Raw genomic sequence first — 23,000 nt, 5'->3', positions numbered from 1 at the left:
GCGCAAGACAGGAGGAAAGGATGCGCCGCTAGGGGCGCTGGTAGGACTGCACCGCCAGCGACAGCGCCAGGCGGGCCGGATCGTTGCGGAAGAACAGGCCGGCTTCGCGCGAGGAATGGCCCGCGAGGTGCTCGAACTCGGTCTCCGCCTCCTCGACCAGCCGGTCGCCGTCGCGCAGCTGCGCCACCACCCGCAGCGCGGCCGCGGGCGCGCCGCCCTGGTTGTGCACCTGAAGCTGCACGTGGAAGCGTTCGCCGCGGCGCTCGACCGAGGCCACGCGCGCCACCGGGTCGACGAGCTGGTGGCCGTCCGCGAGCGCGGTCCAGACCAGGCCGGCGATGCTGGCCAGCAGGATGAGCCCGCCGATCGCGGCGGCGATCCATTCGGACAGCGGTTCGTTGTCGCCCGTGCCGGCCGGCGGGGCATGGGGATGCCGCTGGCGTTCGGCCATGCCGGGCCTCACAGGATCAGCCTCGCTGCCGCGGCGCCGATGGCGGCCGGCAAGGCCAGCACCACCGACTGCTTGAGCGAGCCTATGGCCGACAGGCCTTCCAGCCGGCCGAAGGACCACAGCAGGTAGGCCGACAGCAGCAGCGCGATCGCGTAGCCCGTCACCGTGAAGCGGCCGAACAGGCTCCACCAGCGCGCCTGCGGGTGCTTGCGCGGGCGACCGCGGAAGGCGGCGCCATAGACGAAGGCATGCATGATCGCCAGCGTGGCGGCCAGCAGCAGCAAAACCTGCCACTCGTCCAGCCGCAGCGAGATGACCAGCACCTCGCCGGTGGGAGCGACGTTGAACGCCAGGAACAGCGCGCCCACGGCCATGATGAACAGCTCGCTGGCATGGCTGCTCTTGCCGCCGCGGGTATCGCCGCCGGCATTGGCTTCACCGAGCTGGCTCTGGGCCAGCAGCGCGCCGATGCTCGCCGGCACCGCCTGCAGGCAGATCTTGCCGAGCGCCTCGCGCAAGCCATCGCCGGGGCCCAGTGCGCCCAGCATGGCCAGCAGCAGCGCCGACGCGATGAAGGCGACGCCATAGGCCACCAGCGCGTCGAGCACGTCGTCCTTCCAGCTGAAGGTCGGCTCGAAGCCGGCGTGCCAGGACAGCGCGACGAGGAAGGGAAAGAACAGCGTGGTGAGCAGCGCCAGCCGCCAGGGGCTCATCTGGAAGCCCAGCCACCACATCTCCATCGTCATCAGCAGTGGCAGGCCGAACAGCACGGCGCCGGCGAAGGCCCGCGCAAGCCCTTGCGCGAACTGGAGGTCGGGGTTGCGGTCGACCGTGGGCATCGGGCCGCGATGGTAAGGCGCTGCTCACCTGCGCGGTAGCGGGATTCCACGTGGCGCCGTGGCCGTCGTGGGCGCGGCGCGCGCATGCCCCGCAGGTCGCAGGGCATGGAGAGGGGGTGCTCAGCGGCGGCGGAAGGGCGGCCGGGGCGCGCCGCTGCGCTCGGGCAGGTGGCGGAACATGATGCGGCCCTTGGTGAGGTCGTAGGGCGACATCTCCAGCGTCACGTCGTCGCCGGCGATGATGCGGATGCGGTGCTTCTTCATCTTGCCGCCGGTGTAGGCGACGAGTTCGTGCCCGTTGTTGAGGATCACGCGGCAGCGCGAGTCCGGCAGGATTTCCTCCACGCGTCCTCGCATTTCGATCAGGTCTTCCTTGGCCATGTCATCTCCCTTGCCGCAACCGCGGCCGAAGTTGAAGAAAGGGGAAGCGGCTGTGGGCGCACGAGTGGCGCAGCCGCGCAGCGCGGGCCGGTGGGTCGGCCCGCCCTGCCGCGCAAGCCCCGTCGAAGGGGCTGCGCAAGAGGTGCAGATCAGTAGCCGCGGCCGCCGCCGTAGCCGCCGGCACGCGGGGCGCGGGGTTCCATCGGACGCGCTTCGTTCACCACCAGGCCGCGACCGCCGACGGATTGGCCGTTCATGCCCTGGATGGCGGATTGCGCCTCGGCGTCGCTGGACATCTCGACGAAACCGAAACCCTTGGAGCGGCCGGTGTCGCGCTCCATCATGACCTTGGCGCTCTGGACGGCGCCGTACTGGCCGAACGCCTGCTCGAGGTCGCTGTCGCGGAAGGTGTAGGGCAGGTTGCCCACGTAAAGTTTGTTGCCCATGAGGACTCCATGTTGAGAGGGGAAAGCGCGATGGAGCCCGGATGCAATCACAAACTCATGATCGGTTCGAAAGGCGAAGCTGACTGATCACCGCAAAAAAAGCGCCCCCTCGGAAAGGGGACGCAGGACGGATTATCCGCGATGCAGCGGGGTTGCGCCCGCGGCTGCGACGAATTCCCTGTGATTTACACGGGCGGCTTCGCGTCCATCACCTGTGACCAGCGGCCCCAGGCGGCGTCGGTGTCGGCCCGCGCGGCCATCCAGGAGGCGAATTCGGGCGTGTCCAGCGCCGTCTCGACGGCGCCCCTGGCTTCCGCGGCGGCATGGACCTCGTCGAACTTGCGCTCGGCCGCCTGCTCCAGGGATTCGGCCTTCAGCGCGGCCTTTTCCACCATCGCGATTTCTTCAGCCCAGTAGTTCATGACGGCCTCCCATGCAAACGGACGAGTATGCCCGCCATGGCATGTCCGCGTGGGATACCGGGCGTTACACCAGCGCTCAGGGCAGGTGCAGCTTCGCCGAACTCTTGACTTCCTCCATCACCGCATACGTGCGCGTCTCGCGCACGCCGGGCAGTTGCCACAGCACGGTGCCGGCGAAGCGGCGGTAGGCCTCCATGTCGGCCACGCGCGTCTTGAGCAGGTAGTCGAAGCCGCCGGCCACCATGTGGCACTCCAGCACTTCGGGATGGACCTGCACCGCGGCCTTGAACGCCTCGAATACGTTGGGCGTCGTTCGGTCCAGCAGCACCTCGACGAAGACCAGCAGGCCGGCGCCCAGCAGTTGCGGATTCAGGCGCGCCTCGTAGCCCAGGATGTAGCCGCAGCGGGTCAGCCGCTGCACCCGCGCCAGCACGGCCGTGGGCGACAGCGACACTACTTCGGCCAGCTTCTGGTTGGTCATGCGGCCATCGTCCTGCAGGGCCTGCAGGATGCGGCGGTCGATGCGGTCCAGTTCGTCGGGCGTGGCCATGCGGAGCTAGTGATTCATTCGGCCGAAAGCCATCGATACGAAAGAAAATCCTAGCGAAAAACCGCAACCATGGCGATTCCGAACAACCAAGGCCCGTTTGCGTGACCGCCCCCTTCCAGCACTTCCTGATCCCCGCGTCGGCCGCGACGCCCTTGCGCGAGGCCATCACCGCGGCCTGGCGCACGCCGGAACCGCAGGCGGTCGCCGCCCACTTGACCGAGGCACGCCTGCCTGCGCCGGACGCAGCCGCTGCCAGCCAGCTGGCCGCGCGGCTCGCCCAGGGACTGCGCGCACGCAAGGCCGGCATCGGCCGCGCCGGGCTGGTGCAGCAGTTGCTGCAGGAGTACGCGCTGTCCTCGCAGGAGGGCATCGCCCTGATGTGCCTGGCCGAGGCGCTGCTGCGCATACCCGATGCGGCCACGCGCGACGCGCTCATTCGCGACAAGATCGCCCAGGGCCAGTGGCACTCGCACCTGGGCCGCAGTCCCTCGCTGTTCGTCAACGCCGCCACCTGGGGCCTGCTGATCACGGGCCGGCTGGTGGCCACGCACAGCGAATCCGGGCTGTCCTCGGCCGTCGCCCGCCTGGTGGGCCTGGGCGGCGAGCCGCTGATCCGCAAGGGCGTGGACCTCGCCATGCGCATGATGGGCGAGCAGTTCGTCACCGGCGAGACCATCGAGGAGGCACTGCAAAACGCGCACCCGCGCGAGCAGCAGGGCTTCCGCTATTCCTTCGACATGCTGGGCGAGGCGGCCCTGACCGCCGACGACGCCACCCGCTACCGGCACGCGTACGAGCAGGCGATCCACGCCATCGGACAGGCGGCGCGGGGGCGTGGCGTGTACGAGGGCAACGGCATCTCGATCAAGCTCTCGGCCCTGCATCCGCGCTACAGCCGCGCGCAACTCGATCGGGTGATGGCGGAGCTGTATCCGGTGCTGGCCGGCCTGTGCGAGCTGGCCAAGCGCTACGACATCGGGCTGAACATCGACGCCGAGGAGGCCGACCGGCTGGAGCCTTCGCTGGACCTGCTGGAGCGGCTGGCCTTCGATCCGCAGCTGCAGGGCTGGGAAGGCCTGGGCTTCGTGGTGCAGGCCTACCAGAAGCGCGGGCCCTTCGTGATCGACCACCTCGTGGACCTGGCACGGCGCAGCGGCCGGCGCCTGATGGTGCGGCTGGTCAAGGGCGCCTACTGGGATTCGGAGATCAAGCGCGCGCAGGTCGAAGGCCAGGCCGACTACCCGGTCTACACGCGCAAGGCGCACACCGACCTCGCCTACCTGGCATGCGCCCGCCGCCTGCTGGCGGCGCCCGATGCGGTCTATCCGCAGTTCGCCACCCACAACGCACACACCCTGGCCGCCGTGTTCCGGATGGCCGACCCGGCACGCTGGACGTCGCGGCAGTACGAGTTCCAGTGCCTGCACGGCATGGGCGAGCCGCTGTACGAGCAGGTGGTGGGTTCGCCCGACGCCGGCGGCCTCGGCCGGCCCTGCCGCATCTACGCGCCGGTGGGCACGCACGAGACCCTGCTGGCCTACCTGGTGCGGCGGCTGCTGGAGAACGGCGCCAACACCTCCTTCGTGCACCGCATCGCGGACCCGGCGGTGCCGATCGCCGAGCTGGTCGAGGATCCGGTCGAGCAGGTCCAACGGCTGGCGCGCGATCACGGCACGGTGGGCCTGCCGCACCCCGCCATCCCGCTGCCACGCGACATCTACGGCGAAGGCCGGCGCAACTCCGAGGGACTGGATCTCGCCAACGAGCACGAGCTGGCGCGCCTGGCTGCGACCCTGAAGGCGTCGGCCGATGCGGATTGGCAGTCGGCGCCGATGCTGGCCATCGACGCGCCCGCGGGCGGCCAACCGCAGCCGGTGCGCAATCCGGCCGATCACGACGACGTCGTCGGCCAGGTGCGCGAAGCCACGGCCGCGGATGTCGATGGGGCCCTCGAGCACGCCACGCAGGGCGCGAACGACTGGTCCGCCGTGCTGCCAAAGGAACGCGCCCGCATCCTGCTGGCCGCCGCCGATCGTCTGCAAGCCGAACTGCCGCGACTGGTCGGCCTGCTGGTGCGCGAAGCCGGCAAGACGACGGCCAATGCCGTCGCCGAAGTGCGCGAAGCGGTCGACTTCCTGCGCTACTACGCGGCCCAGGTGCGCGACCACTTCGACAACGCCACCCATCGGCCACTGGGGCCGGTTGCCTGCATCAGCCCCTGGAACTTCCCGCTGGCCATCTTCACCGGCCAGGTGTCGGCGGCGCTGGCCGCCGGCAACGCGGTGCTGGCCAAGCCGGCTGAGCAGACGCCGCTGGTCGCGGCGGAAGCGGTGCGCGCGCTGTGGGCGGCCGGCGTGCCGCGCAGCGCGCTGCAATTGCTGCCCGGCCGCGGCGAAACGGTGGGGGCACGGCTGGTCGGCGATGCGCGCATCCAGGGCGTGCTGTTCACCGGCTCGACCGAGGTCGCGCGCATCCTGCAGCGGACGCTGGTCGGCCGCACCGGTTCGCAGGGCCAGCCGGTTCCGCTGGTCGCCGAGACCGGCGGGCAGAACGCGATGATCGTGGACTCCTCGGCGCTGCCGGAGCAGGTCGTCGCCGACATCCTCGGCTCGGCCTTCGACAGCGCCGGCCAGCGCTGCTCCGCGCTGCGCGTGCTGTGCGTGCAGGAGGACGCCGCGGACCGCGTGCTCGCGATGCTGCTGGGCGCGATGGCGCAGCTGCGCGTGGGCAACCCGGACCGGTTCGCGACCGACGTCGGGCCCGTCATCGACGAGGACGCGCGCGCGGCCATCGAGCGGCACGTCGAAGCCCTGCGTGCGCGCGGGCGCCGGGTGCACCGGTTCGAAGGCCACGATCCGCAGCCGCTGGACCGCGGCACCTTCGTGCCTCCCACGGTGATCGAGCTGGACTCGCTCGCCGAGCTGGAGCGCGAGGTGTTCGGCCCGGTGCTGCACGTGGTGCGCTACCGGCGCGAGGACCTGGAAGGGCTGGTTGCGCAGGTCAACGCCACCGGCTATGGCCTGACGCTGGGCCTGCACACCCGCATCGACGAAACCATCGCGCGCGTGCTCGCGTCGGCGCACGCCGGCAACGTCTACGTGAACCGCAACATGGTGGGCGCGGTGGTCGGCGTGCAGCCCTTCGGCGGCGAAGGGCTGTCGGGCACGGGGCCCAAGGCCGGCGGGCCGCTGTACCTGTATCGCCTGCTGGCACAGCGGCCGGCCGACGTGCTGCCCCGCGTGCTGGCGCAGCCGGGCGCATCGGCCTCGGTGGCACCGGCCACTCCGTCCCCGCTGGCTGCACTGCAGGCCTGGGCGCGCCAGCGCGGCAAGTCCGCGGTCGAGCAGGCCTGCAGAGCCTTTGCAGTCGGCTCACGCAGCGGCGCGTCGGTCACCCTGCCCGGGCCGACCGGCGAGCGCAACGTCTATTCGCTGGTGCCGCGCCGCGCCGTGCTGTGCCTGGCGGACGACGAGGACGATCGGCTGGTCCAGCTCGCGGCCGTGCTGGCGGTCGGCAGCCGGGCCGTGTGGCCGCTGGCGGCCCAGCCGTTGCTGCAGGGCCTGCCCGAAGCCGTGCAGGGGGCGGTGTCGCTGGCCCAGCGGTGGGAAGCGCCCGGGACGGGCTACGAACTGGTGCTGCTGCACGGCGGCACGGACGCGCTGGCCGAGGTGCAGCGGCGGCTGGCCGAGCGGCCCGGCCCGGTGATCGCCGTGGAACGGCTGCAGCCCGGCCGTGCCGACATCGCGCTGGAACGGCTGCTGCTCGAGCGCTCGGTCAGCATCAACACCGCGGCGGCGGGCGGCAATGCCTCGCTGATGGCCATCGGCTGAGTCAGAGGGCCTGCAATCCGGCAGGCGATGCGGGGTCTTTCCACTCGCGCTGCGGCAGCGATTAGACTTGGCCTCGTGAACGCCTTCGTCCGCACCCTGCCCCTTGCCGCGCCGGCCGTCCTGGCCGCGCGCGCGCGCGTGGGCGGACGGGCCCTGGAAACTGCAGCGGGTGCGGCCCCCATGCCGCGACTGCAAGCACTCTCCTGAGCCCGGCGATTCACCCTTCTTCCTCCCCCGCGCACCCTCGAATCACCGGGCACCCCCAGCGCCCCACCGGGGCCGCCTGACCGGCGGCCGCCCAGCCGCCCAGCCGGCGGCCGCTTTTTCTTCAACGAGGACCGACCATGACGCCTGAAGTCCAGACCGAGCGCACGATCACCGAACTCGATCACGCGCGACTGACCAAGCTGCTGGCCCAGACCCAGCGCATCGCTTCGCCCGCCACCCAGGCCATGCAGGACGTGCTGGAGAACAGCGACATCGTCGAAGCGCCGACCGTGCCCGCCACGGTGGTCACCATGTACACGCAGGTGATGCTGCGCGACACCGCCGGGGGCGAGCCGCACAAGGTCACCCTCTGCTATCCAGAGGACGCGGAGCCGGCCAACGGCTTCATCTCGGTGCTGTCGCCGCTGGGCACCAGCCTGCTGGGCCTGGAGGTCGGCGAAACCGCCCGCTGGCGCCTGCCCGGCGGCGAGGAGCGAAGCGCGGTGATCGAATCCGTGCTGTTCCAGCCGGAGGCGTCGGGGGACTACACGACCTGAGGGCCGTCGTCGGCCATCCCCGCGAAGGCGGGAATCCACCAGCGCGCGCCGAGGCGGCGCGATCAGGCCGCTTCGGCCTGCAAGCGATGCGCGACTTCCTCGAGATGCCGCGCCGTCGCGTCGCGCGCGACCGCGATCACGCCCAGCACCTGGCCGCGGGGGTCCTTCAGCAGGCTGAAGGAGAAGTCGACGTAGAGCCGGCAGCCGTTCTTGTGGTTGGAGCGCGTGGTCATCACGCGGCCTTCGGTGCGCAGGTGGCCGGCGGCGATCGCCTGCCGGAAGCCCTGGTCGTGCGCCTGCCGGAACCGCGGCGGGACCAGCAGGTCCAGCCCCGAGCCGATGGCCTCCGACGCCGCGAAGCCGAACAGCACTTCGCTGCCCCGGTTCCACAGCCGGATCGTGCCTTCGGCGTCGGCGACGATCACCGCGTCCTGCATCTGCTCCAGGATCATCTGGTGCAGGCCGCTGGCCGCGAGGGTTTGTCCAGGCCAGATGTTCATTCGATTGCCTCCGCGTCCGGTTGAAGGTCGCCCAGGCCGCGCAGCATCGCGGCCATTTGCCTGAGTTCATCGCTGTGCACGCAGGCCAGCCGGCCGATGCTGCGCTCGCCGGCGGCGGTGAGGTGGACTTCGACCTGCCGCAGGTCCTGCTGGCTCGGCTTGCGCCGGACCAGCCCCAGTTCCTCGCAGCGGGTGACCAGCGCCACCACGCCGTGGTGCTTGGATTGCAGGCGCTCGGCCAACTCGGCGATCGACGCATGCGCGCGCCCCGGATAGCCCTTGATCTGCAGCAGCAGCTGGTACTGCAGCGGCGTGATGCCGTGCCGCTGCGTCGCCTCCTCGCTGAAGCGGAGGAACTTGCGCAGCCGGTACCGGAACTCGGCCAGCGTCTCGAAATCCTGCTTGACCACCGTCGTCCTGCTCGCCTGGGAGGCGAAGTGCCCCGGCTTCAGCCCCCCGCCAGAGGGGTCATTCGAAAGCCGGAGGGCCACTATATCATGCCGTGATACATATGCCATCCCGAAAGGGTGATGCCATGAAGCTGCACGTGCTGTCCGACCTGCACCTCTCCCGTGGCGGGCTGGAACTGCCGCCGACGGATGCCGACGTGGTGGTGCTCGCGGGCGACATCGCGCGGCCGGAAGCGGCCATGGCGTGGGCCCGGCGGATCGACCGGCCGGTGCTCTACGTCGCCGGCAACCACGAGTTCTATGGCGGCACGCTGGCCGGCACCCGTGCCCAGCTGGTGGCCCAGGCCGCGGACAGCCCCATCCACGTGCTGGACGATTCCGCCGTGGAGCTCGGCGGCGTGCGCTTCCTCGGCTCCACGCTGTGGAGCGACTTCCGCTTGTTCGGCGACGGCCAGGCGCGCGACGACGCCGTGGCCCAGGCGCTGCGCTTCATGCGCGACTTCCAGCGCATCCACCTCGACGAGGACCGGCAGCAGGTCTTCACGCCGCTCGACTCCGCCGCGCTGTTCGAGCGCCACGCCGCCTGGCTCGACCATGCGCTCGCGCAGCCCTTCGACGGCCCGACCGTGGTGATCACCCACCACGCGCCGAGCGCGGCCAGCGTGGAGCCGCGCTTCGCCGACTCGGCGCTGAGCGCCTGCTTCGCCTCCAACGCCGACCACCTGCTGCGCGGCGGCCGGGCGGCCCTGTGGATCCACGGCCACATGCACCACAGCGTCGATTACCAGCTGGAGGGCACCCGCGTGATCTGCAACCCGCGCGGCTACGCCAATGCGGAAGGGGTTCCGGAAAACCCCCACTTCGATCCCGGGCTGGTTGTCGAAGTCCCCCACCACGCCCGTGGCGCCTAGTCGCCGGCCCCGGGCTTGTCACCTTTCCGGCGCTCACGCGTCCAAGTCGGGTAAGGGCCAGTGCGGCCAGATCCCGCGCCCCCACGGTGCCACCCCGGCATCCACGAAAGGAAGTTGCGATGGACATCGCCCAGACCGAGCAAAAGACCGACGACAGCGGCCTGCTGGCCGAGCTGCGCCAGGGCCAGGCCCGGGCTTTCGAGCAGCTGATGCGGCGCTACAACCGGCGCCTGTTCCGCGCCGCCCGCGGCATCGTCCGCGACGACGCCGAGGCCCAGGACGCGGTGCAGGAGGGCTACCTGCATGCCTTTCAGTCCCTCCACAGCTTCCGCGGGGATTCGTCGATCGGCACCTGGCTGACCCGCATCGTCATCAACCAAGCCCTCACGCAGCAGCGCCGGTACGGCCGGATCGTCCTGTGGAGCGAGGACGCCGACGAGGAGGGTGAGATGCCCCACCAGCAAGATCAACCCGCCCGTTCGGCGGAAGAGGAGTTTGCGCGGCGCGAGCTGCGCGAGCGCCTGCAGCAGGCCGTGGACCTGCTGCCACCGATCTACCGCAGCGTGTTCATCCTGCGCAGCGTCGAAGGCATGAGCGTGGAGGAGACCGCGCAGGCCCTGCGCGTCTCCAACGACGTCGTCAAGACCCGCCTGCTGCGCGCGCGCGCCATGCTGCGCGACACCCTGAGCCCCTCCGGCGAAGCCGAGGCCCAGCGCCTGTACGACTTCCAGGGCCGCCGCTGCGACGAAGCCGTCTCCGTCGTGCTGGCCCGCCTGCGTTCGATGGGCGTGATCCGCGACCACTGACTCCCGAATCCTTTTCTTCCACTGCAAGGAACTGCCATGAAGCTGCTGATGCCCACCGACTCTCCCTCCTTCTTCGACCGCGGACGCCGCGAATCGATCTTCGGCGCCGCCGCCGTGATGTCGGCCACCGCGGTCGCCGTGCTGGCCGGGCGCGACGCGCTGGCCAAGGACGCCAAGCCGACCGCGGCCCAGCTCGAGGCCGACACCCGCATCCTCAACACCGCGCTGGGCGCCGAGCTGGAAGCGGTCGCCGCCTACCAGGTGGGCGCCGAGAGCGGCCTGCTGACCCCGGCCACCAAGACGGTCGCGCTGCAGTTCCAGGGCCACCACAAGTCGCACGCCGACACGCTGGCCGGCGCCATCCGCAAGCTGGGTGGCAAGCCGGTGGACGCCAAGGGCAGGTACGACTTCCCGACCGACAAGCTCAAGGCCGAGGCCGACGTGCTGCGCTTCGCGGCCGGGCTGGAGCGCGGCGCCGTGTCGGCCTACCTGAACGCGGTCCCGCTGTTCAACGACCGCGGCCTGTCGCAGGCGGCGGCCAGCATCCTGGGCGACGAAGCCATGCACTGGGCCGTGTTCCGCCAGGTGCTGGGCGAAACGCCGGTGGTGCCCAGCGCGTTCATGTCGTGACCGCTGCGCGTTTCGTGCAGGGCGGGGTGGCCGCCCTGCTGGCCTGCGGCGGGCTCGCATTCGCCGCTGCCCCCGATCCGGCCGCGGTCAAGCACGGTGAAGAGGTGTACGGCCGCTGCATCGCCTGCCACGCCATCGAACAGAACCGGACCGGCCCGGCGCACTGCGGCCTCTTCGGCCGCAAGGCCGGCACCGCGCCCGGCTACACCAGCTATTCGACGGCGATGAAGAACTCGGGGATCGTGTGGAACGAGGCGACGCTGTCGAAGTTCCTGGCCGACCCGATGAACACGGTGCAGGGTACGACCATGACCTACCTGGGGGTCACCGACCCGAAGGAACGGGCCGACCTGGTCGCGTACCTGAAGCAGGCGACGCAGGCGGGGAAGACCTGCCAGCTGGCGAAGTAGGAAGCCAGCCGCGCACCGGTGACCAATAGGTGGTCATTCCCGCGGAGGCGGGAATCCAGTGCGTCCGCTTTCGCGGCCTGCTTGAAAGCCCTGGATCCCCGCCTTCGCGGGGATGACGAATGGGGGCAGGGAATGACGGATGAGGGCGCTTCGGCGCCCTCTTTTTTCAGTTGGGCACCGCGCCCCGCCCTGCCCTTGACCGCGCGATCACCGTCTTCATGATCTGCGCCGTCCCGTCCCCGATCTGGAACCCCAGCACGTCGCGCAGCCGCTGCTCCATCGGCCCGCGGTCGTAGCCGCCGTGGCCGAACGACAGCAGGCACTGGTGCACGGTGTCGTAGGCCAGCTGCGGTGCCCACCACTTGCACATGGCCGCCTCGGCGCTGTGCGGCAGGCCCTGGTCCTTCAGCCACAGCGCCTGCAGGCATAGCAGCCGCGCCGCCTCGACCTTGGTCTGCAGGTCGGCCAGTGGATGCGACACGCCCTGGAACGCCGACAGGGGCTTGCCGAACGCCTCGCGCTGCGACACGTAGGCCCAGGTCTCCTCCAGCGCCACCCGCGCCACCGCCAGCACCTGCAGCCCGATCAGCGCGCGCGAGAAGTCGAAGCCCTGCATCACCTGCACGAAACCCTTGTTCTCCTGCCCGAGGCGATGGTCCAGCGGCACCCGCACGTTGTCGAAGAACAGCGAACCGCGGCCAATGGCGCGCTGGCCATGGCAGTCGAAGCGGCTGCGCGTCAGGCCCTTGGCATCGCCCGGCACCAGCAGCGCCGTGACGCCGTGCGCGCCCGATTCGGCGCTGCCGGTGCGGCCGAACACGATGATGGCGTCGGCCTGGTCGGCGGCCGAGATCGAGGTCTTCTCGCCGTCGATCACGTACTCGTCGCCGCTGCGCTCCACCCGCAGGCGCAGGTTGGCGGCGTCGGAGCCGCCGCGCGGCTCGGTGAGCGCGATCGCGACCAGCGCCTCGCCGCGCGTGAGCCGCTGCAGCCAGGGACCGGCCACCGCCGCGTCACCGTGCTCGGCCAGGATCTGGCCGTTCAGGGACGCGAGCAGGTTCACGTACGACAGGCTCAGGTCGGCCGCGGCGATCTCTTCGTGGATCACGCCGGCCGCCAGGCAACCGGCGCCCTGCCCGCCCCAGCGCTCCGGCAGTTCCGGCGCGATGAAGCCCATGCCGCCCATCTCCCGCATCAGCGTGCGATCCAGCACGCGGGTGCGGTCGCGCTCCTGGTAGCCGGGCGCGACCCGCTCGCGCGCGTAGCGCCGCGCCTGCTCGGCCAGCGCCTGCAGCGACTCGTCGAGATAGGGATTGCGCATGGCGGGCCCGCCTACTTGTGGAACTTGCGGAACTCGGGCTTGCGCTTTTCCTGCAGCGCCTTGACGCCCTCGCGCGACTCCTCGGTGTCGTAGAAGAGCTTGAGCGCGTACATGCCCATGCCGGCGATACCGGCCTGGTGTGCCGTGTCCATGTTGAAGCTGCGCTTGGCGATGGCGATCGCCGTGGGGCTGCGCTCGCAGATCGTCTCGGCCCATTCCTGCACCGTGGCGTCGAGCTGCTCGTGCGGCACGCAGACGTTGGCCAGGCCCATCGCGACCGCTTCCTCGCCGGAGTAGCGCTTGTTGAGGTACCAGATCTCGCGCGCCTTCTTCTCGCCCACCACGCGCGCCAGGAAGGCCGTGCCGTAGCCGGGATCGACCGAGCCCATCTTGGGGCCGACCTGGCCGAAGATGGCCTTGTCGGAGCAGATGGTCAGGTCGCAGATGGTGCACAGCACGTTGCCGCCGCCGATGGCATAGCCCTGCACTCGGGCGATGACCGGCTTGGGCACGTCGCGGATGGCGGTGTGCAGCTCCTCCATCGGCAGGCCGATGGTGCCGCGGCCGTCGTAGTTGCCGTCGTGCGCCGACTGGTCGCCGCCGGTGCAGAAGGCCCGGTCGCCGGCGCCCGCCAGCACGATGCAGCCGATCTCGCGGTCGTAGCCCGCCTTGTGCAGCGCGCGGATCAGCTCGTCGCAGGTGGTGCCGCGGAACGCGTTCATCTTGTCCGGGCGGTTGATGGTGATCCACGCGACGCGGTTGCGCACTTCGTAGAGGATGTCCTGCAAGTCCATGGTGAAGCCTTTCGGGTTGGAGGGGTCAGCCGGCCATGGTCAGGCCGCCGGAAACGGACAGGACCTGGCCGGTGACGAACGCCGCGTCGTCGCTGGCGAAGAACAGGATGGCGCCCGGCAGGTCCTGGGGCTGGCCGATGCGGCCGAGGGGGATGGAGCGGCGGAACGCCTCGCGCAGCTTGTCGGGGTTGCCCGCTCCCTGCAGGTAGCCGGCGAACAGCGGGGTCTCGGTAACGCCGGGGCACACCACGTTGACGGTGATGTTGTGCCGCGCGTGCTCGCGGGCCAGCGTCTTGGACAGCGCGACCAGGCCGCCCTTGCAGGCGGCGTACACGGCCTCGCCGGAAGATCCGACGCGGGCGGCGTCGGAGGCGATGTTGACGATGCGCCCCGCGTTGCGTTCCACCATGCCGGGCAGCACCGCGTGGTGCATGTGCAGCGCGCCCACCAGGTTGATCGCGATGAGGCGCTCCCACTCCTCGGGCACGGTGGTCGTGAAGGGCTTGAACACGTCCCAGCCCGCGTTGTTGACCAGGATGTCGATCGGGCCGAAGTGGTCGCCCACGGCTTGCACGGCCGCGTCGACGCTGGCGCGATCGGTGATGTCGCAGCCGATCGCCAGCGCCTGGCCGCCCGACGCCGCGATGCGTTGCACCACGGCCTCCGCGGCTTGCGGATCGCGGTCCAGCACCGCGACGCGGGCCCCCTCCCCGGCGAAGCGCTCGCAGGTGGCGCCGCCGATGCCGCCGCCGCCGCCGGTCACGATGGCGGTCTTGCCTTGCAGTCTGCTCATGGTTTCCTTTCTTGCGGCGCCCGCGCCCTTATGACAACATACGTCGCATCTTAGGGGGCGACGGGGAATCCCGCAAGGGCCGCGCGAGGTCGGCGGCGAAAGGAATATGTCAATGGAAAACCCGAATGCCGAGACGCGGGCGGCGCTGGCCAACCGGCTCTTCTTCCGGCTCTACCAATGCGCCAACATGCTGCATAAAACCGGCAGCCGCGCCCTGGAGGCGGAAGGCATGACCACCCAGCAGTGGGCGGTGCTGGGCGCGCTGTCGCGGCAGCAGCCCGGTACCGGGATGAAGCTGGGCGAACTGGCGCGCTACCTGATGGTCAGCCGCCAGAACCTGGCCGGCGTGGTCGGCCGGCTGGAGCGCGACGGCCGCGTCGAGAGCGCCGCCGATCCCGCCGACCGCCGCTCACGCCTGATCCGCATGACACCGGCCGGACGGCAGGTGTGGCAGCGCAAGGCGCTGCCCAAGATCCACGCCTACTACGAACAGGCGCTCGACGGCTTCTCCAGCAACGACATGGTGCACGCCGTCCACTACCTGCTGAGGATGCTGGAGAACATGGAGAGGATCGACGCGGCGGACGGGGAGGAGGAGTAGGTCTTCATTCCCGCTTTCGCGGGAATGAAGCTGGCGCAGTGCGAGACGGGGCACTGGATCCCCGCCTTGGCGCGCTGCGCGCGCGTGCGGGGATGACGTTCACTGGCCGCCCTGCGGGCGGCTGTGAACGTCACTTGCCGGTCTTGGCGAACTCCGACGACTGCTCCTTCACCACCTTGTCCACCTCGTCGGTGTAGGCGTTGAACCAGTCGGACTGCGGCACCCACTTGCTGCCGTCCCACATGTCGATGCGGGTCTTGCCGCCGCCGCCGTGGTCCTTGGCCGTGACGGTCACCGGGGCGATGAAGCCGTTGGCGTCGAAGTCCTTCAGGCTCTCCAGCCCGGCCTTGATCTTGGCCGGGGTCAGCGGCCAGCCGCCCTTCTTCATCGCCGCCTTCACGCCCTCGAACATCACCGAGTACATCGCCAGCCCGGTGTTGTAGTAGATGTCGTCCAGGTGCTTGATGTCGCCCGCGCCCTTGTTGGCGCCGTAGACCTCCTTGACGATCTGCTGCATCAGCGGGTGGTCCTTGCCGCCCACCACGTTGGTGCCGCGCTTGAGGCCCTTGGCGTCTTCGAGGCCGATGTTGCGCAGGTCGACCTCGTTGAGCCAGTTGACCGTGATCAGCTTGCTCATCGGGATGCCGTTGCGCTTCATCTCCTTGGCCGCCACCACGTGCATGGCCGACAGGTTCCAGCTGATCACCCAGTCGGGGTCGAAGCGGCGGATCTGCGTCCACACCGCCGCCTGGTCACGCCCGGGCATGGGGTTGGGGAACAGCTGCAGGTCGAAGCCTTCCTTGGCCGCCAGCGTCTTGAGCACCGGGATCGGCTCCTGGCCGAACGCGTAGTCCGGGTAGATGAAGCCGATCTTCACGCCCTTGAGGTTGCCCTTGTGCTGGGTCTTGATCCAGGCGACGTCGTTGGCCATCTGGCCCCAGTAGGTCGGGCCGATCGGGAAGATCCACTTGAACACCTCGCCGTCCACCGCGTCGCCGCGGCCGACGAAGGACTGCAGCATGATGTTGCCGTCCTGCATGTGGCGCGGCAGCACCGCCCGCGACACCGGCGTGGACAGGTAGTCGAACATCATCACGCCTTCGCGCTTGAGCTTCTCGTAGCACTCGATGCCGCGCTGCGGTTCGTTGCCGTGGTCCTGCACCACGATCTCGATCTGCTTGCCCTCGATGCCGCCCTTGGCGTTGAGCAGCGTCGCGTAGTCCTTGGCGGCCTGCGCGATCTGCGGCGTGACGAAGGTGTAGGCCTTGCTCAGGTCGTAGCACAGGCCGAACTTGATCGTGTCCTGCGCCTGCGCGGCCCCGCTTCCCGCCAGCAGGGCCAGGCCTGCCAGGATGGATAGCGCTCGTTGCTTCATGGCTTGTCTCCTGCGTACGTTGGTGGATGGCCGCTGCGGATGCCCAGTACGCTCGCCTTCCGCACGGTCGGGAACTCGATGGACCGCGTCTTCAGCTCAGCCAGCGCTTGCGCCGGCTGTAGTGCTTGACCTCGTGGAAATCCTTGCCCTCGCGCCCGCCCAGGTAGAACTCCTGGATGTCGGGGTTGCGCTTCATCGCCTCGGCGCTGTCGTGCATCACGATGCGCCCGTTCTCCATCAGGTAGCCGCGCGACACCACCTCCAGCGCCGCCATCGCGTTCTGCTCGACCAGCAGCACCGACAGGCCTTCCTCGCGGTTGATCCGCTGCACGATCTGGAAGATCTCCGCCACCAGGAAGGGCGCCAGCCCCAGGCTGGGTTCGTCCAGCATCAGCAGGCGCGGGTCGGTCATCAGCGCGCGGCCGATCGCCAGCATCTGCTGCTCGCCGCCCGACAGAAAGCCGGCCTGCGCCGAGCGCCGCTCGTGCAGCCGCGGGAAGTAGCCGTACACGCGGTCGCGCCGGCGCTGGGTCTCGGCGCGGCTGCAGCCGGTGACGGCGGACGCCGCCACCAGGTTCTCGTCCGGCGTGAGATGCTCGAACACGCGCCGGCCCTCCAGCACCTGCACGATGCCGCGGCGCACGCGCTGCTGCGGCATCAGGCGCTCGATGTCCTCGCCCTGGAAGTGCAGCTCGCCGCGCGTGACCTCGCCGCGCTCGGGCTTGAGCAGCCCGCTGATCGCTTTGAGCGTGGTGCTCTTGCCGGCGCCGTTGGCGCCCAGCAGCGCCACCATGCCGCCCTGCGGCACCGTCACCGACACGCCCTTGATCGCCAGCGCCACCTGGTCGTAGATGACCTCGACGTTGTTCAGGGCCAGCAGGTCGGGGGCTTGCGTCGCTGCGTCCATGCCTACTTCCTCACGTAGCCGAAGGGCCAGACCATCAGGTAGTTGCGGATGTTGCCGTACAGCTTGCCCAGGCCCATGGGCTCGACCAGCAGCACCGCGATGATGCTGGCACCGTAGACCATGTAGGGGATGTGCGCCAGCGTCTCGACGCCGATGTCCAGCCCGAGCGCTCGCGCGATGCCGGAGATCAGTTCGTTCATCTGGCCGGGCAGCAGCAGGATGAAGGCCGTGCCGAAGTAGCTGCCGATGATGCTGCCCAGCCCGCCGACGATCACCATGGCCAGCACCTCGATCGACACGTTGACCGCGAACTGCTCGGGCGTGACCGCGTGGTAGAAGCCGAAGATCAGCATCGCGCCGCTCACCCCGCCGATGAAGGCGGAGGCCGCGAATGCCACCAGCTTGTAGCGGAAGGCCTGCACCCCGATCACCGCCGCCGCGTAGTCCTTCTCGCGCACCGCCACCAGCGCCCGGCCGAGCGCGCTGCGCCTCAGGTTCAGCATGAAGACGGTCACCATCACCGTCCAGCCCAGCACCACGTAGTAGGTGCCGACCTCGGAGGTGATCGCCTGCCCCAGCAGCTTCATGGGCGGCGCCTGCAGGGTGGCCGACACGCCGCCGCTGATGGCCGGCACGTGCGAGATCACCCAGTCCATCACGAACTGCATGGCCAGCGTGGACAGCGCCAGGTACAGCCCCTTGACGCGCAGCGCCGCGAACGCGAACACCACGCCGACCACGGTGGCCGTCAGCCCGCCCATGACGACCGCGATCTCCCACGGGATGCCGCCGCGCGCCGCATGCACCGACGCATAGGCGCCCATGCCCATGATGGCGGCGTAGCCGAAGTGGAACTGCCCGGCCCAGCCCAGCACCAGGTTCAGGCCCAGCACGGCCGAGGTCCAGATCAGCCAGGGCCGGATGTAGCTGGTGAGCGCCAGCGAGCTGAACAGCAGCGGCGCGGCCAGCGCCACCGCCAGCAGGGCCCACATGGCCCAGCGTTCGAAGGGAATGGGGAACAGCGCGCGGTCGTGCGCATAGCTGGTGTGGAAGATGCCGGCGCGGCGGTAGAGCATCGCGTCAGATCCTTTCGATGTCGTGGCGGCCGAACAGCCCGTGCGGCCGGATCATGATGGTCAGGATCAGCACCGCGGCCACCACCAGCTCGCGGGTGCCGCCGCCCAGCAGCGGGTCCAGGTAGCCGGACGCGACGTTCTCCAGGATGCCCAGCAGCAGTCCGGCCAGCAGTGCGCCGCCGATGCTGTCGAGTCCGCCCAGCACGCCGACCGTGATGCCCTTGAGCAGCAGCAGCGACAGCGATTGGTCCACCGTCTGCACCGATCCCCACAGCACGCCGGCGGCGGTGGCGGCCACGGCCGACAGCGCCCACGACAGCGCCACGCCGCGCTCGACCGAGATGCCCACCGACCAGGAGGCGGTGTAGTCGTCGGCGATGGCGCGCAGTACCACGCCCATGCGGGTGCGGAAGAAGAACACGGAGATCGCGAACAGGATCAGCGTCACCGCGGCGCCGATGGCATAGGCGCGATTGACCAGCAGCGGCCCGACGAACAAGGGCGCGTCGCTGATGCCGATCGGCATGTTGCGGCCGCTGCCGCCCCAGATGGTGAGCGCCGTGGCCCGCAGGAAGATGTCCAGGCCCAGCGTCATCATCAGGATCATCACGATCGGCTGGCCGGCCAGCCGGCGCAGCGCCACCCGCTCGATCACCACCCCCAGCACGAACATGGACAGCATGGCCAGCGGGATCGCGAGCCACATCGACAGGCCCACCTGGCCCGCGAACGCCAGCACCAGGTAGGGGCCGACCATCGTCAGCGCGCCCTGCGCCAGGTTGGGCACCGAGGACGACTTGTAGATCAGCACGATGCCGATGGCCACCAGCGCGTACATCAGTCCCGCGAGGGCGCCGTTGACCGCCAGTTCCAGGAAGTACATCCAGTCCATGCGTCAGACCCCCGCTACGGCCAGTTCGCGCTCGGTCGTGCCGACCTCGCCGGTTTCGTACACCACCTGCAGCTTCACCGCGACCTTGTCGGCGCCGGCGTAGACGGCCTCGATGATGGGCGCGTAGCGCTCCTCCACCACGTTGCGCCGCAGCTTGCGCGTGCGCGTGATCTCGCCGTCGTCGGCGTCGAATTCCTTGTGCAGGCTGACGAACTGACGCAGCCGAAGGGGTTCGGGCAGGCTGGCGTTGACGCGCCGGATCGCCTCGGCGACCAGCTCGCGCACCTGGGGCTTCTGCGACAGGTCGGCGTAGGAGATGTAGGAGATGCCGCGCAGCTCGGCCCAGTGGCCCACCGTCTCCGCGTCGATGCACACCATCGCGGCCAGCCAGTCGCGGCCCTTGCCCAGCACCGCCACGTCCTTGATGAAGGGGCTGAACTTGAGGCGGTTCTCGATGTAGTTGGGGATGTAGCGCTCGCCCTGGGCGGTGTGCACCACCTCGGACACGCGGCCGAGCACCACCAGGTGGCCGTCCGGCTCCAGGTAGCCGGCGTCGCCCGTGCGCAGCCAGCCGTCCTCCAGCGACTCGCGGGTCGCGGCCTCGTTCTGGAAATAGCCGCTGAACACGCTGCCCGAGCGCACCAGGATCTCGCCGGCGTCGCTGATCTTCACCTCTACCCCCGGCAGCGGCCGGCCGACGGTGTGCAGGCGCACTTCCTCCGGCGACTGCATGGCGTTGTAGGCGCTGGTCTCGGTCTGGCCGTACAGCTGGCGCAGCTTGACGCCCAGCGCGCGGTAGAAGACGAAGGTGTCCTCGCCGATCGCCTCGCCGCCGGTGTAGGCGTGGCGCAGCTGGGTCAGGCCGAGCTGGTCCTTGATCGGGCCCATCACCAGCGCGTCGCCCAGCGGGCGCAGCATGCGCTGCAGCGCGGTGGGCGGCTTGCCATCGAGCTTGCGGCGCTCGGCGGCCAGGGCCGAATCCATGAACAGGCTGTACAGCGCCTTCTTCAGTCGCGTCGAGTCCTCCATGCGCACCTGCACGGCGGTGAGCATGTTGTCCCAGCTGCGCGGCGCGGCCAGGTAGAAGGTGGGCGCGATCTCGCGCAGGTCGTGCAGCACCGTCTCCTGCCGCTCCGGCACGTTGATCTCGAAGCGCAGCGCGACGCCGGCGCCTATGGTGAAGGCGAAGTCGCCGATCCAGGCCATGGGCAGGTAGGCCAGCACGCTCTCGCCGAAGCCGAAGGCGCCACAGCGGTAGGCGTTGGCCACGCCGGACAGGATGTTGAAGTGCGACAGCACCACGCCTTTGGGCTTGCCCGTGGTGCCCGAGGAGTGGATGAAGACGGCGCAGTCCTCGGGGCGGGCGATGGCCAGCAGTGCCTGCTCCAGCCCTTGCTCCCTGGCCAGCCGCTCGCGACCCTTCGCCGCCAGCTCGTCCCAGGACAGCAGCCCCGGCGCCCGGTAGCGCGCCAGCCCGCGCGGGTTGTCGTAGACGATGTGGCCGATGTGGGCGCCGCGCTCGCGCAGGTCCAGCGCCTTGTCGACCTGCTCCTGGTCCTCGCAGAAGGCGAAGGCGACCTCCACCTCGCTGGCCACGTGCATTGCCTCCTCCGGGGTGGCGTCGGGGAACACCGGCATCGGATAGGCGCCCAGCATGCCCGTGCACAGCATGCTTTGATACAGGCGCGGGCGGTTGTCGCCCAGCACCAGCACGCCCTTCTCGCGCGCCAGCCCGAGCGCCTGCAGCCCGGCGGTCACGGCCAGCACGGTCTGCCACAGCTGCGCCCAGGTGGTCTCCTGCCAGATGCCACGGTCCTTCTCGCGCATGGCGACCCGCTGCGGCACCGCCTGTGCGTTGGCCGCCAGCAAGCGCGGCAGCGTGGTGCGCGGGTCCAGGTCCCAGCGGCCGGCTTCAGGCTGCTGCTTCATGGCTGCCTCCGATGTAGGCCTTGACCACGCGCGGGTCGGCGATCACCTCGCGCGGGATGCCGGTGCCGATCACCTCGCCGTAGCTGAGCACCAGCATGCGGTCGCAGATGCCGGTGATGATGTCCATGTGGTGCTCGATGATCAGCACCGTGACCCCCCGCTCGTCGCGCGCATCCAGCACGAAGCGCGCCATGTAGTCCTTCTCTTCCTGGTTCATGCCGGCCATGGGCTCGTCCAGGATCAGGAACGTCGGTTCGGCGGCCAGCGCGCGGGCCAGTTCGACCCGCTTCTTGAGGCCCAGCGGCAGCGAGTCGACGTGCTCGCCGCGCACGCTCTCGAGCTGCATGAAGTCGATGATCTCCTCCACCACCTCGCGGTTGGCCACCTCCTCCGGTTGCGCCGCCCAGGGGTACAGCGCCGTGCGCCAGACGCTGGGGTGCATGTGCACGTGCCGGCCGAGCAGGATGTTGTCCAGCACGCTCATGCCGTTGAAGAGGGCCAGGTTCTGGAAGGTGCGCGCCACGCCGCGGCGCGCCACCTTGTGCGGCGCCAGCCCGGTGATGTCCTGCCCGTGCAGCAGGATCCTGCCCTTCTGCGGCGGGAAGAACCCGGTGATGGCGTTGGTCATGGTGGTCTTGCCACTGCCGTTGGGCCCGACCAGGCCGAAGATCTCGCCCTTGGCGATGTGCAGGCTGACGCCGGTGACGGCCACCAGCCCGCCGAAGCGGCGCTCGACGTCGCGGCATTCCAGCACCGGCGGCTCGGCCGTGGCGGTGGCCGCGACGGACGGTGCGAGGTGGGGGGTCGTGGTCATCGCGTCCATGGGCGCAACAGTTCCCGGCCGATCAGCATGCGTCGGATCTCCGATGTCCCCGCGCCGATCTCATACAGCTTGGCGTCGCGCAGCAGGCGGCCCGCGGGATAGTCGTGGGTGTAGCCGTTGCCGCCCAGGCACTGGATGGCGTCCAGCGCCGACTGGGTGGCGGCCTCGGCCGCGAACAGGATCACGCTGGCGGCCTCCTTGCGCAGCGCCTCGCCGGCATCGGCGCGGGCCGTCATGGCCTCCAGGTAGGCACGGCTGGCGCCCAGCCGGGTGAACATGTCGGCCACCTTGGCCTGCACCAGTTGGAACTCGCCGATGGGCCGGCCGAACTGCTTGCGCTCGGCCACGTAGGGCAGCACCGTGTCCAGCGCCGCCTGCTGCAGGCCGACGCAGGCGGCCGCCGCGATCAGCCGCTCGTAGTCGAGCCCGCTCATCAGCACGCGCACGCCGCCGTCGAGCTGGCCCAGCACGTTGGCGGCCGGCACGCGGCAGCCGTCGAACACCAGCTCGCAGGTGCCGGAGCCGCGCATGCCCAGCTTGTCGATGCGCTGGCGGCTCTCGAAGCCGGGCATGCCGCGCTCGACGATGAAGGTGGTGATGCCGGCCTTGCCCGCGTCGGGCGAGGTCTTGGCATAGACCACGAAGGTGTCGGCGTACCAGCCGTTGGTGGTCCACAGCTTGCTGCCGTCGAGGCGCCAGCCGTCGCCGTCGGGCGTGGCGCGCAGCTGCATGGAGACCACGTCGGAGCCGGCACCGGCCTCGCTCATGGCCAGCGCGCCCACGGTTTGGCCGCTGAGCAGGCCGGGCAGGTAGCGCTGCTTCTGCTCCGGCGTGCCGTGCAGGCGGATCTGGTTGACGCAGAGGTTGGAATGCGCGACATAGGCGATGCCGACCGAGCCCGAGGCGCGCGAGATCTCGTCGGCGATCACGGCGTGCGCCTGGTAGCCCAGGCCGGGGCCGCCGTCGGCCTCCGCGACCGTGGGGCCGAGCACGCCCAGCTCGCCCAGCCGCGGCCAGAGCTCGCGCGGGAACCAGTCCTCCTGGTCGATGCGGCGCGCCAGCGGGGCGATCTCCGACCGCGCGAACCGGCGCACCGCTTCACGCAGCTCGGCCAGGTCCACACGGTCGGGATATGACAA

General features: G+C 70.0%; 25 protein-coding genes. 7 read left to right on the top strand and 18 right to left on the bottom strand.

The window, feature by feature from the left end:
• Nucleotides 1-28 precede the first annotated feature (28 nt).
• From VEC03_RS11165 to VEC03_RS11140, 6 genes are all read right to left on the bottom strand, one after another.
• Complete coding sequence (locus VEC03_RS11165) at nt 29-451, bottom strand: hypothetical protein (protein ID WP_324915232.1); 423 nt, start codon at nt 449-451, stop codon at nt 29-31.
• Between the two features lie 8 nt (nt 452-459).
• Complete coding sequence (locus VEC03_RS11160) at nt 460-1,290, bottom strand: TIGR02587 family membrane protein (protein ID WP_324915230.1); 831 nt, start codon at nt 1,288-1,290, stop codon at nt 460-462.
• 120 nt (nt 1,291-1,410) lie between these two features.
• Complete coding sequence (gene infA, locus VEC03_RS11155; protein WP_324915229.1) at nt 1,411-1,671, bottom strand: translation initiation factor IF-1; 261 nt, start codon at nt 1,669-1,671, stop codon at nt 1,411-1,413.
• 149 nt (nt 1,672-1,820) lie between these two features.
• Nucleotides 1,821-2,117, bottom strand: a complete 297-nt coding sequence (locus tag VEC03_RS11150) for an RNA-binding protein (protein WP_324915227.1) — start codon at nt 2,115-2,117, stop codon at nt 1,821-1,823.
• Between the two features lie 185 nt (nt 2,118-2,302).
• On the bottom strand, nt 2,303-2,539 hold the full coding sequence (locus tag VEC03_RS11145) for a hypothetical protein (RefSeq protein ID WP_324915226.1): 237 nt from the start codon (nt 2,537-2,539) through the stop codon (nt 2,303-2,305).
• Between the two features lie 76 nt (nt 2,540-2,615).
• Nucleotides 2,616-3,089, bottom strand: coding sequence for an Lrp/AsnC ligand binding domain-containing protein (locus tag VEC03_RS11140; RefSeq protein WP_324915224.1), 474 nt, complete (start codon nt 3,087-3,089; stop codon nt 2,616-2,618).
• A gap of 47 nt (nt 3,090-3,136) precedes the next feature.
• On the opposite strand from VEC03_RS11140, the gene putA reads away from it, so the two are divergent.
• Both putA and rnk read left to right on the top strand, forming a co-directional pair.
• Nucleotides 3,137-6,919: a trifunctional transcriptional regulator/proline dehydrogenase/L-glutamate gamma-semialdehyde dehydrogenase gene (gene putA, locus VEC03_RS11135; RefSeq protein ID WP_414708483.1), complete on the top strand. Its 3,783-nt coding sequence runs from the start codon at nt 3,137-3,139 to the stop codon at nt 6,917-6,919.
• Between the two features lie 344 nt (nt 6,920-7,263).
• On the top strand, nt 7,264-7,683 hold the full coding sequence (gene rnk, locus VEC03_RS11130) for a nucleoside diphosphate kinase regulator (RefSeq protein WP_324915222.1): 420 nt from the start codon (nt 7,264-7,266) through the stop codon (nt 7,681-7,683).
• Between the two features lie 62 nt (nt 7,684-7,745).
• Here rnk and VEC03_RS11125 read toward each other — a convergent pair whose 3' ends face one another.
• On the bottom strand, nt 7,746-8,183 hold the full coding sequence (locus VEC03_RS11125) for a PAS domain S-box protein (protein ID WP_324915221.1): 438 nt from the start codon (nt 8,181-8,183) through the stop codon (nt 7,746-7,748).
• The gene (locus VEC03_RS11120; protein WP_414708481.1) at nt 8,180-8,593 is read right to left on the bottom strand and encodes a MarR family winged helix-turn-helix transcriptional regulator; all 414 of its coding nucleotides are present in this window, start codon (nt 8,591-8,593) and stop codon (nt 8,180-8,182) included. Before VEC03_RS11120 ends, VEC03_RS11125 begins: the two co-directional genes overlap by 4 nt.
• Before the next feature lie 125 nt (nt 8,594-8,718).
• On the opposite strand from VEC03_RS11120, the gene VEC03_RS11115 reads away from it, so the two are divergent.
• From VEC03_RS11115 to VEC03_RS11100, 4 genes are all read left to right on the top strand, one after another.
• The gene (locus VEC03_RS11115; RefSeq protein ID WP_324915219.1) at nt 8,719-9,504 is read left to right on the top strand and encodes a metallophosphoesterase; all 786 of its coding nucleotides are present in this window, start codon (nt 8,719-8,721) and stop codon (nt 9,502-9,504) included.
• A 119-nt stretch (nt 9,505-9,623) separates the two neighbouring features.
• Nucleotides 9,624-10,310, top strand: a complete 687-nt coding sequence (locus VEC03_RS11110; protein WP_324915217.1) for an RNA polymerase sigma factor — start codon at nt 9,624-9,626, stop codon at nt 10,308-10,310.
• A gap of 36 nt (nt 10,311-10,346) precedes the next feature.
• On the top strand, nt 10,347-10,940 hold the full coding sequence (locus VEC03_RS11105; RefSeq protein WP_324915216.1) for a ferritin-like domain-containing protein: 594 nt from the start codon (nt 10,347-10,349) through the stop codon (nt 10,938-10,940).
• On the top strand, nt 10,937-11,350 hold the full coding sequence (locus VEC03_RS11100) for a c-type cytochrome (protein WP_414708480.1): 414 nt from the start codon (nt 10,937-10,939) through the stop codon (nt 11,348-11,350). Before VEC03_RS11105 ends, VEC03_RS11100 begins: the two co-directional genes overlap by 4 nt.
• A gap of 166 nt (nt 11,351-11,516) precedes the next feature.
• Here VEC03_RS11100 and aliB read toward each other — a convergent pair whose 3' ends face one another.
• From aliB to badH, 3 genes are read right to left on the bottom strand one after another with little or no spacing between them, the layout of a single operon-like run.
• Nucleotides 11,517-12,671 carry a cyclohexanecarboxyl-CoA dehydrogenase gene (gene aliB / locus VEC03_RS11095; RefSeq protein ID WP_324915214.1) on the bottom strand — a complete coding sequence of 385 codons (1,155 nt, stop codon included), beginning with the start codon at nt 12,669-12,671 and terminating at the stop codon, nt 11,517-11,519.
• 11 nt (nt 12,672-12,682) lie between these two features.
• The gene (gene badI / locus VEC03_RS11090; protein ID WP_324915212.1) at nt 12,683-13,465 is read right to left on the bottom strand and encodes a 2-ketocyclohexanecarboxyl-CoA hydrolase; all 783 of its coding nucleotides are present in this window, start codon (nt 13,463-13,465) and stop codon (nt 12,683-12,685) included.
• Nucleotides 13,466-13,490: 25 nt separating this feature from the next.
• Nucleotides 13,491-14,258, bottom strand: a complete 768-nt coding sequence (badH, locus tag VEC03_RS11085; protein ID WP_324915211.1) for a 2-hydroxycyclohexanecarboxyl-CoA dehydrogenase — start codon at nt 14,256-14,258, stop codon at nt 13,491-13,493.
• Between the two features lie 112 nt (nt 14,259-14,370).
• Here badH and VEC03_RS11080 point away from each other — a divergent pair, with 112 nt between their 5' ends.
• Nucleotides 14,371-14,859: a MarR family transcriptional regulator gene (locus VEC03_RS11080; RefSeq protein ID WP_324915209.1), complete on the top strand. Its 489-nt coding sequence runs from the start codon at nt 14,371-14,373 to the stop codon at nt 14,857-14,859.
• A gap of 130 nt (nt 14,860-14,989) precedes the next feature.
• Here the strand turns inward: VEC03_RS11080 and VEC03_RS11075 are convergent, their stop codons facing one another.
• From VEC03_RS11075 to VEC03_RS11045, 7 genes are all read right to left on the bottom strand, one after another.
• Nucleotides 14,990-16,234, bottom strand: a complete 1,245-nt coding sequence (locus tag VEC03_RS11075) for an ABC transporter substrate-binding protein (protein ID WP_324915208.1) — start codon at nt 16,232-16,234, stop codon at nt 14,990-14,992.
• 91 nt (nt 16,235-16,325) lie between these two features.
• The gene (locus tag VEC03_RS11070; RefSeq protein ID WP_324915206.1) at nt 16,326-17,141 is read right to left on the bottom strand and encodes an ABC transporter ATP-binding protein; all 816 of its coding nucleotides are present in this window, start codon (nt 17,139-17,141) and stop codon (nt 16,326-16,328) included.
• Nucleotides 17,142-17,143: 2 nt separating this feature from the next.
• Nucleotides 17,144-18,217 carry a branched-chain amino acid ABC transporter permease gene (locus VEC03_RS11065; protein WP_324915205.1) on the bottom strand — a complete coding sequence of 358 codons (1,074 nt, stop codon included), beginning with the start codon at nt 18,215-18,217 and terminating at the stop codon, nt 17,144-17,146.
• A gap of 4 nt (nt 18,218-18,221) precedes the next feature.
• Complete coding sequence (locus tag VEC03_RS11060; RefSeq protein ID WP_324915203.1) at nt 18,222-19,109, bottom strand: branched-chain amino acid ABC transporter permease; 888 nt, start codon at nt 19,107-19,109, stop codon at nt 18,222-18,224.
• 3 nt (nt 19,110-19,112) lie between these two features.
• Nucleotides 19,113-21,038 (bottom strand): AMP-dependent synthetase/ligase, encoded by a 1,926-nt coding sequence (locus VEC03_RS11055; protein ID WP_324915202.1) that lies wholly within the window; start codon nt 21,036-21,038, stop codon nt 19,113-19,115.
• The gene (locus VEC03_RS11050; RefSeq protein ID WP_324915201.1) at nt 21,022-21,852 is read right to left on the bottom strand and encodes an ABC transporter ATP-binding protein; all 831 of its coding nucleotides are present in this window, start codon (nt 21,850-21,852) and stop codon (nt 21,022-21,024) included. Before VEC03_RS11050 ends, VEC03_RS11055 begins: the two co-directional genes overlap by 17 nt.
• Nucleotides 21,849-23,000, bottom strand: a complete 1,152-nt coding sequence (locus VEC03_RS11045) for an acyl-CoA dehydrogenase family protein (RefSeq protein WP_414708482.1) — start codon at nt 22,998-23,000, stop codon at nt 21,849-21,851. Before VEC03_RS11045 ends, VEC03_RS11050 begins: the two co-directional genes overlap by 4 nt.

It is taken from the genome of Ramlibacter sp., assembly GCF_035627355.1.
Taxonomy (GTDB): domain Bacteria; phylum Pseudomonadota; class Gammaproteobacteria; order Burkholderiales; family Burkholderiaceae_C; genus Ramlibacter.
This window is presented reverse-complemented; position numbering and strand designations above follow the sequence as displayed.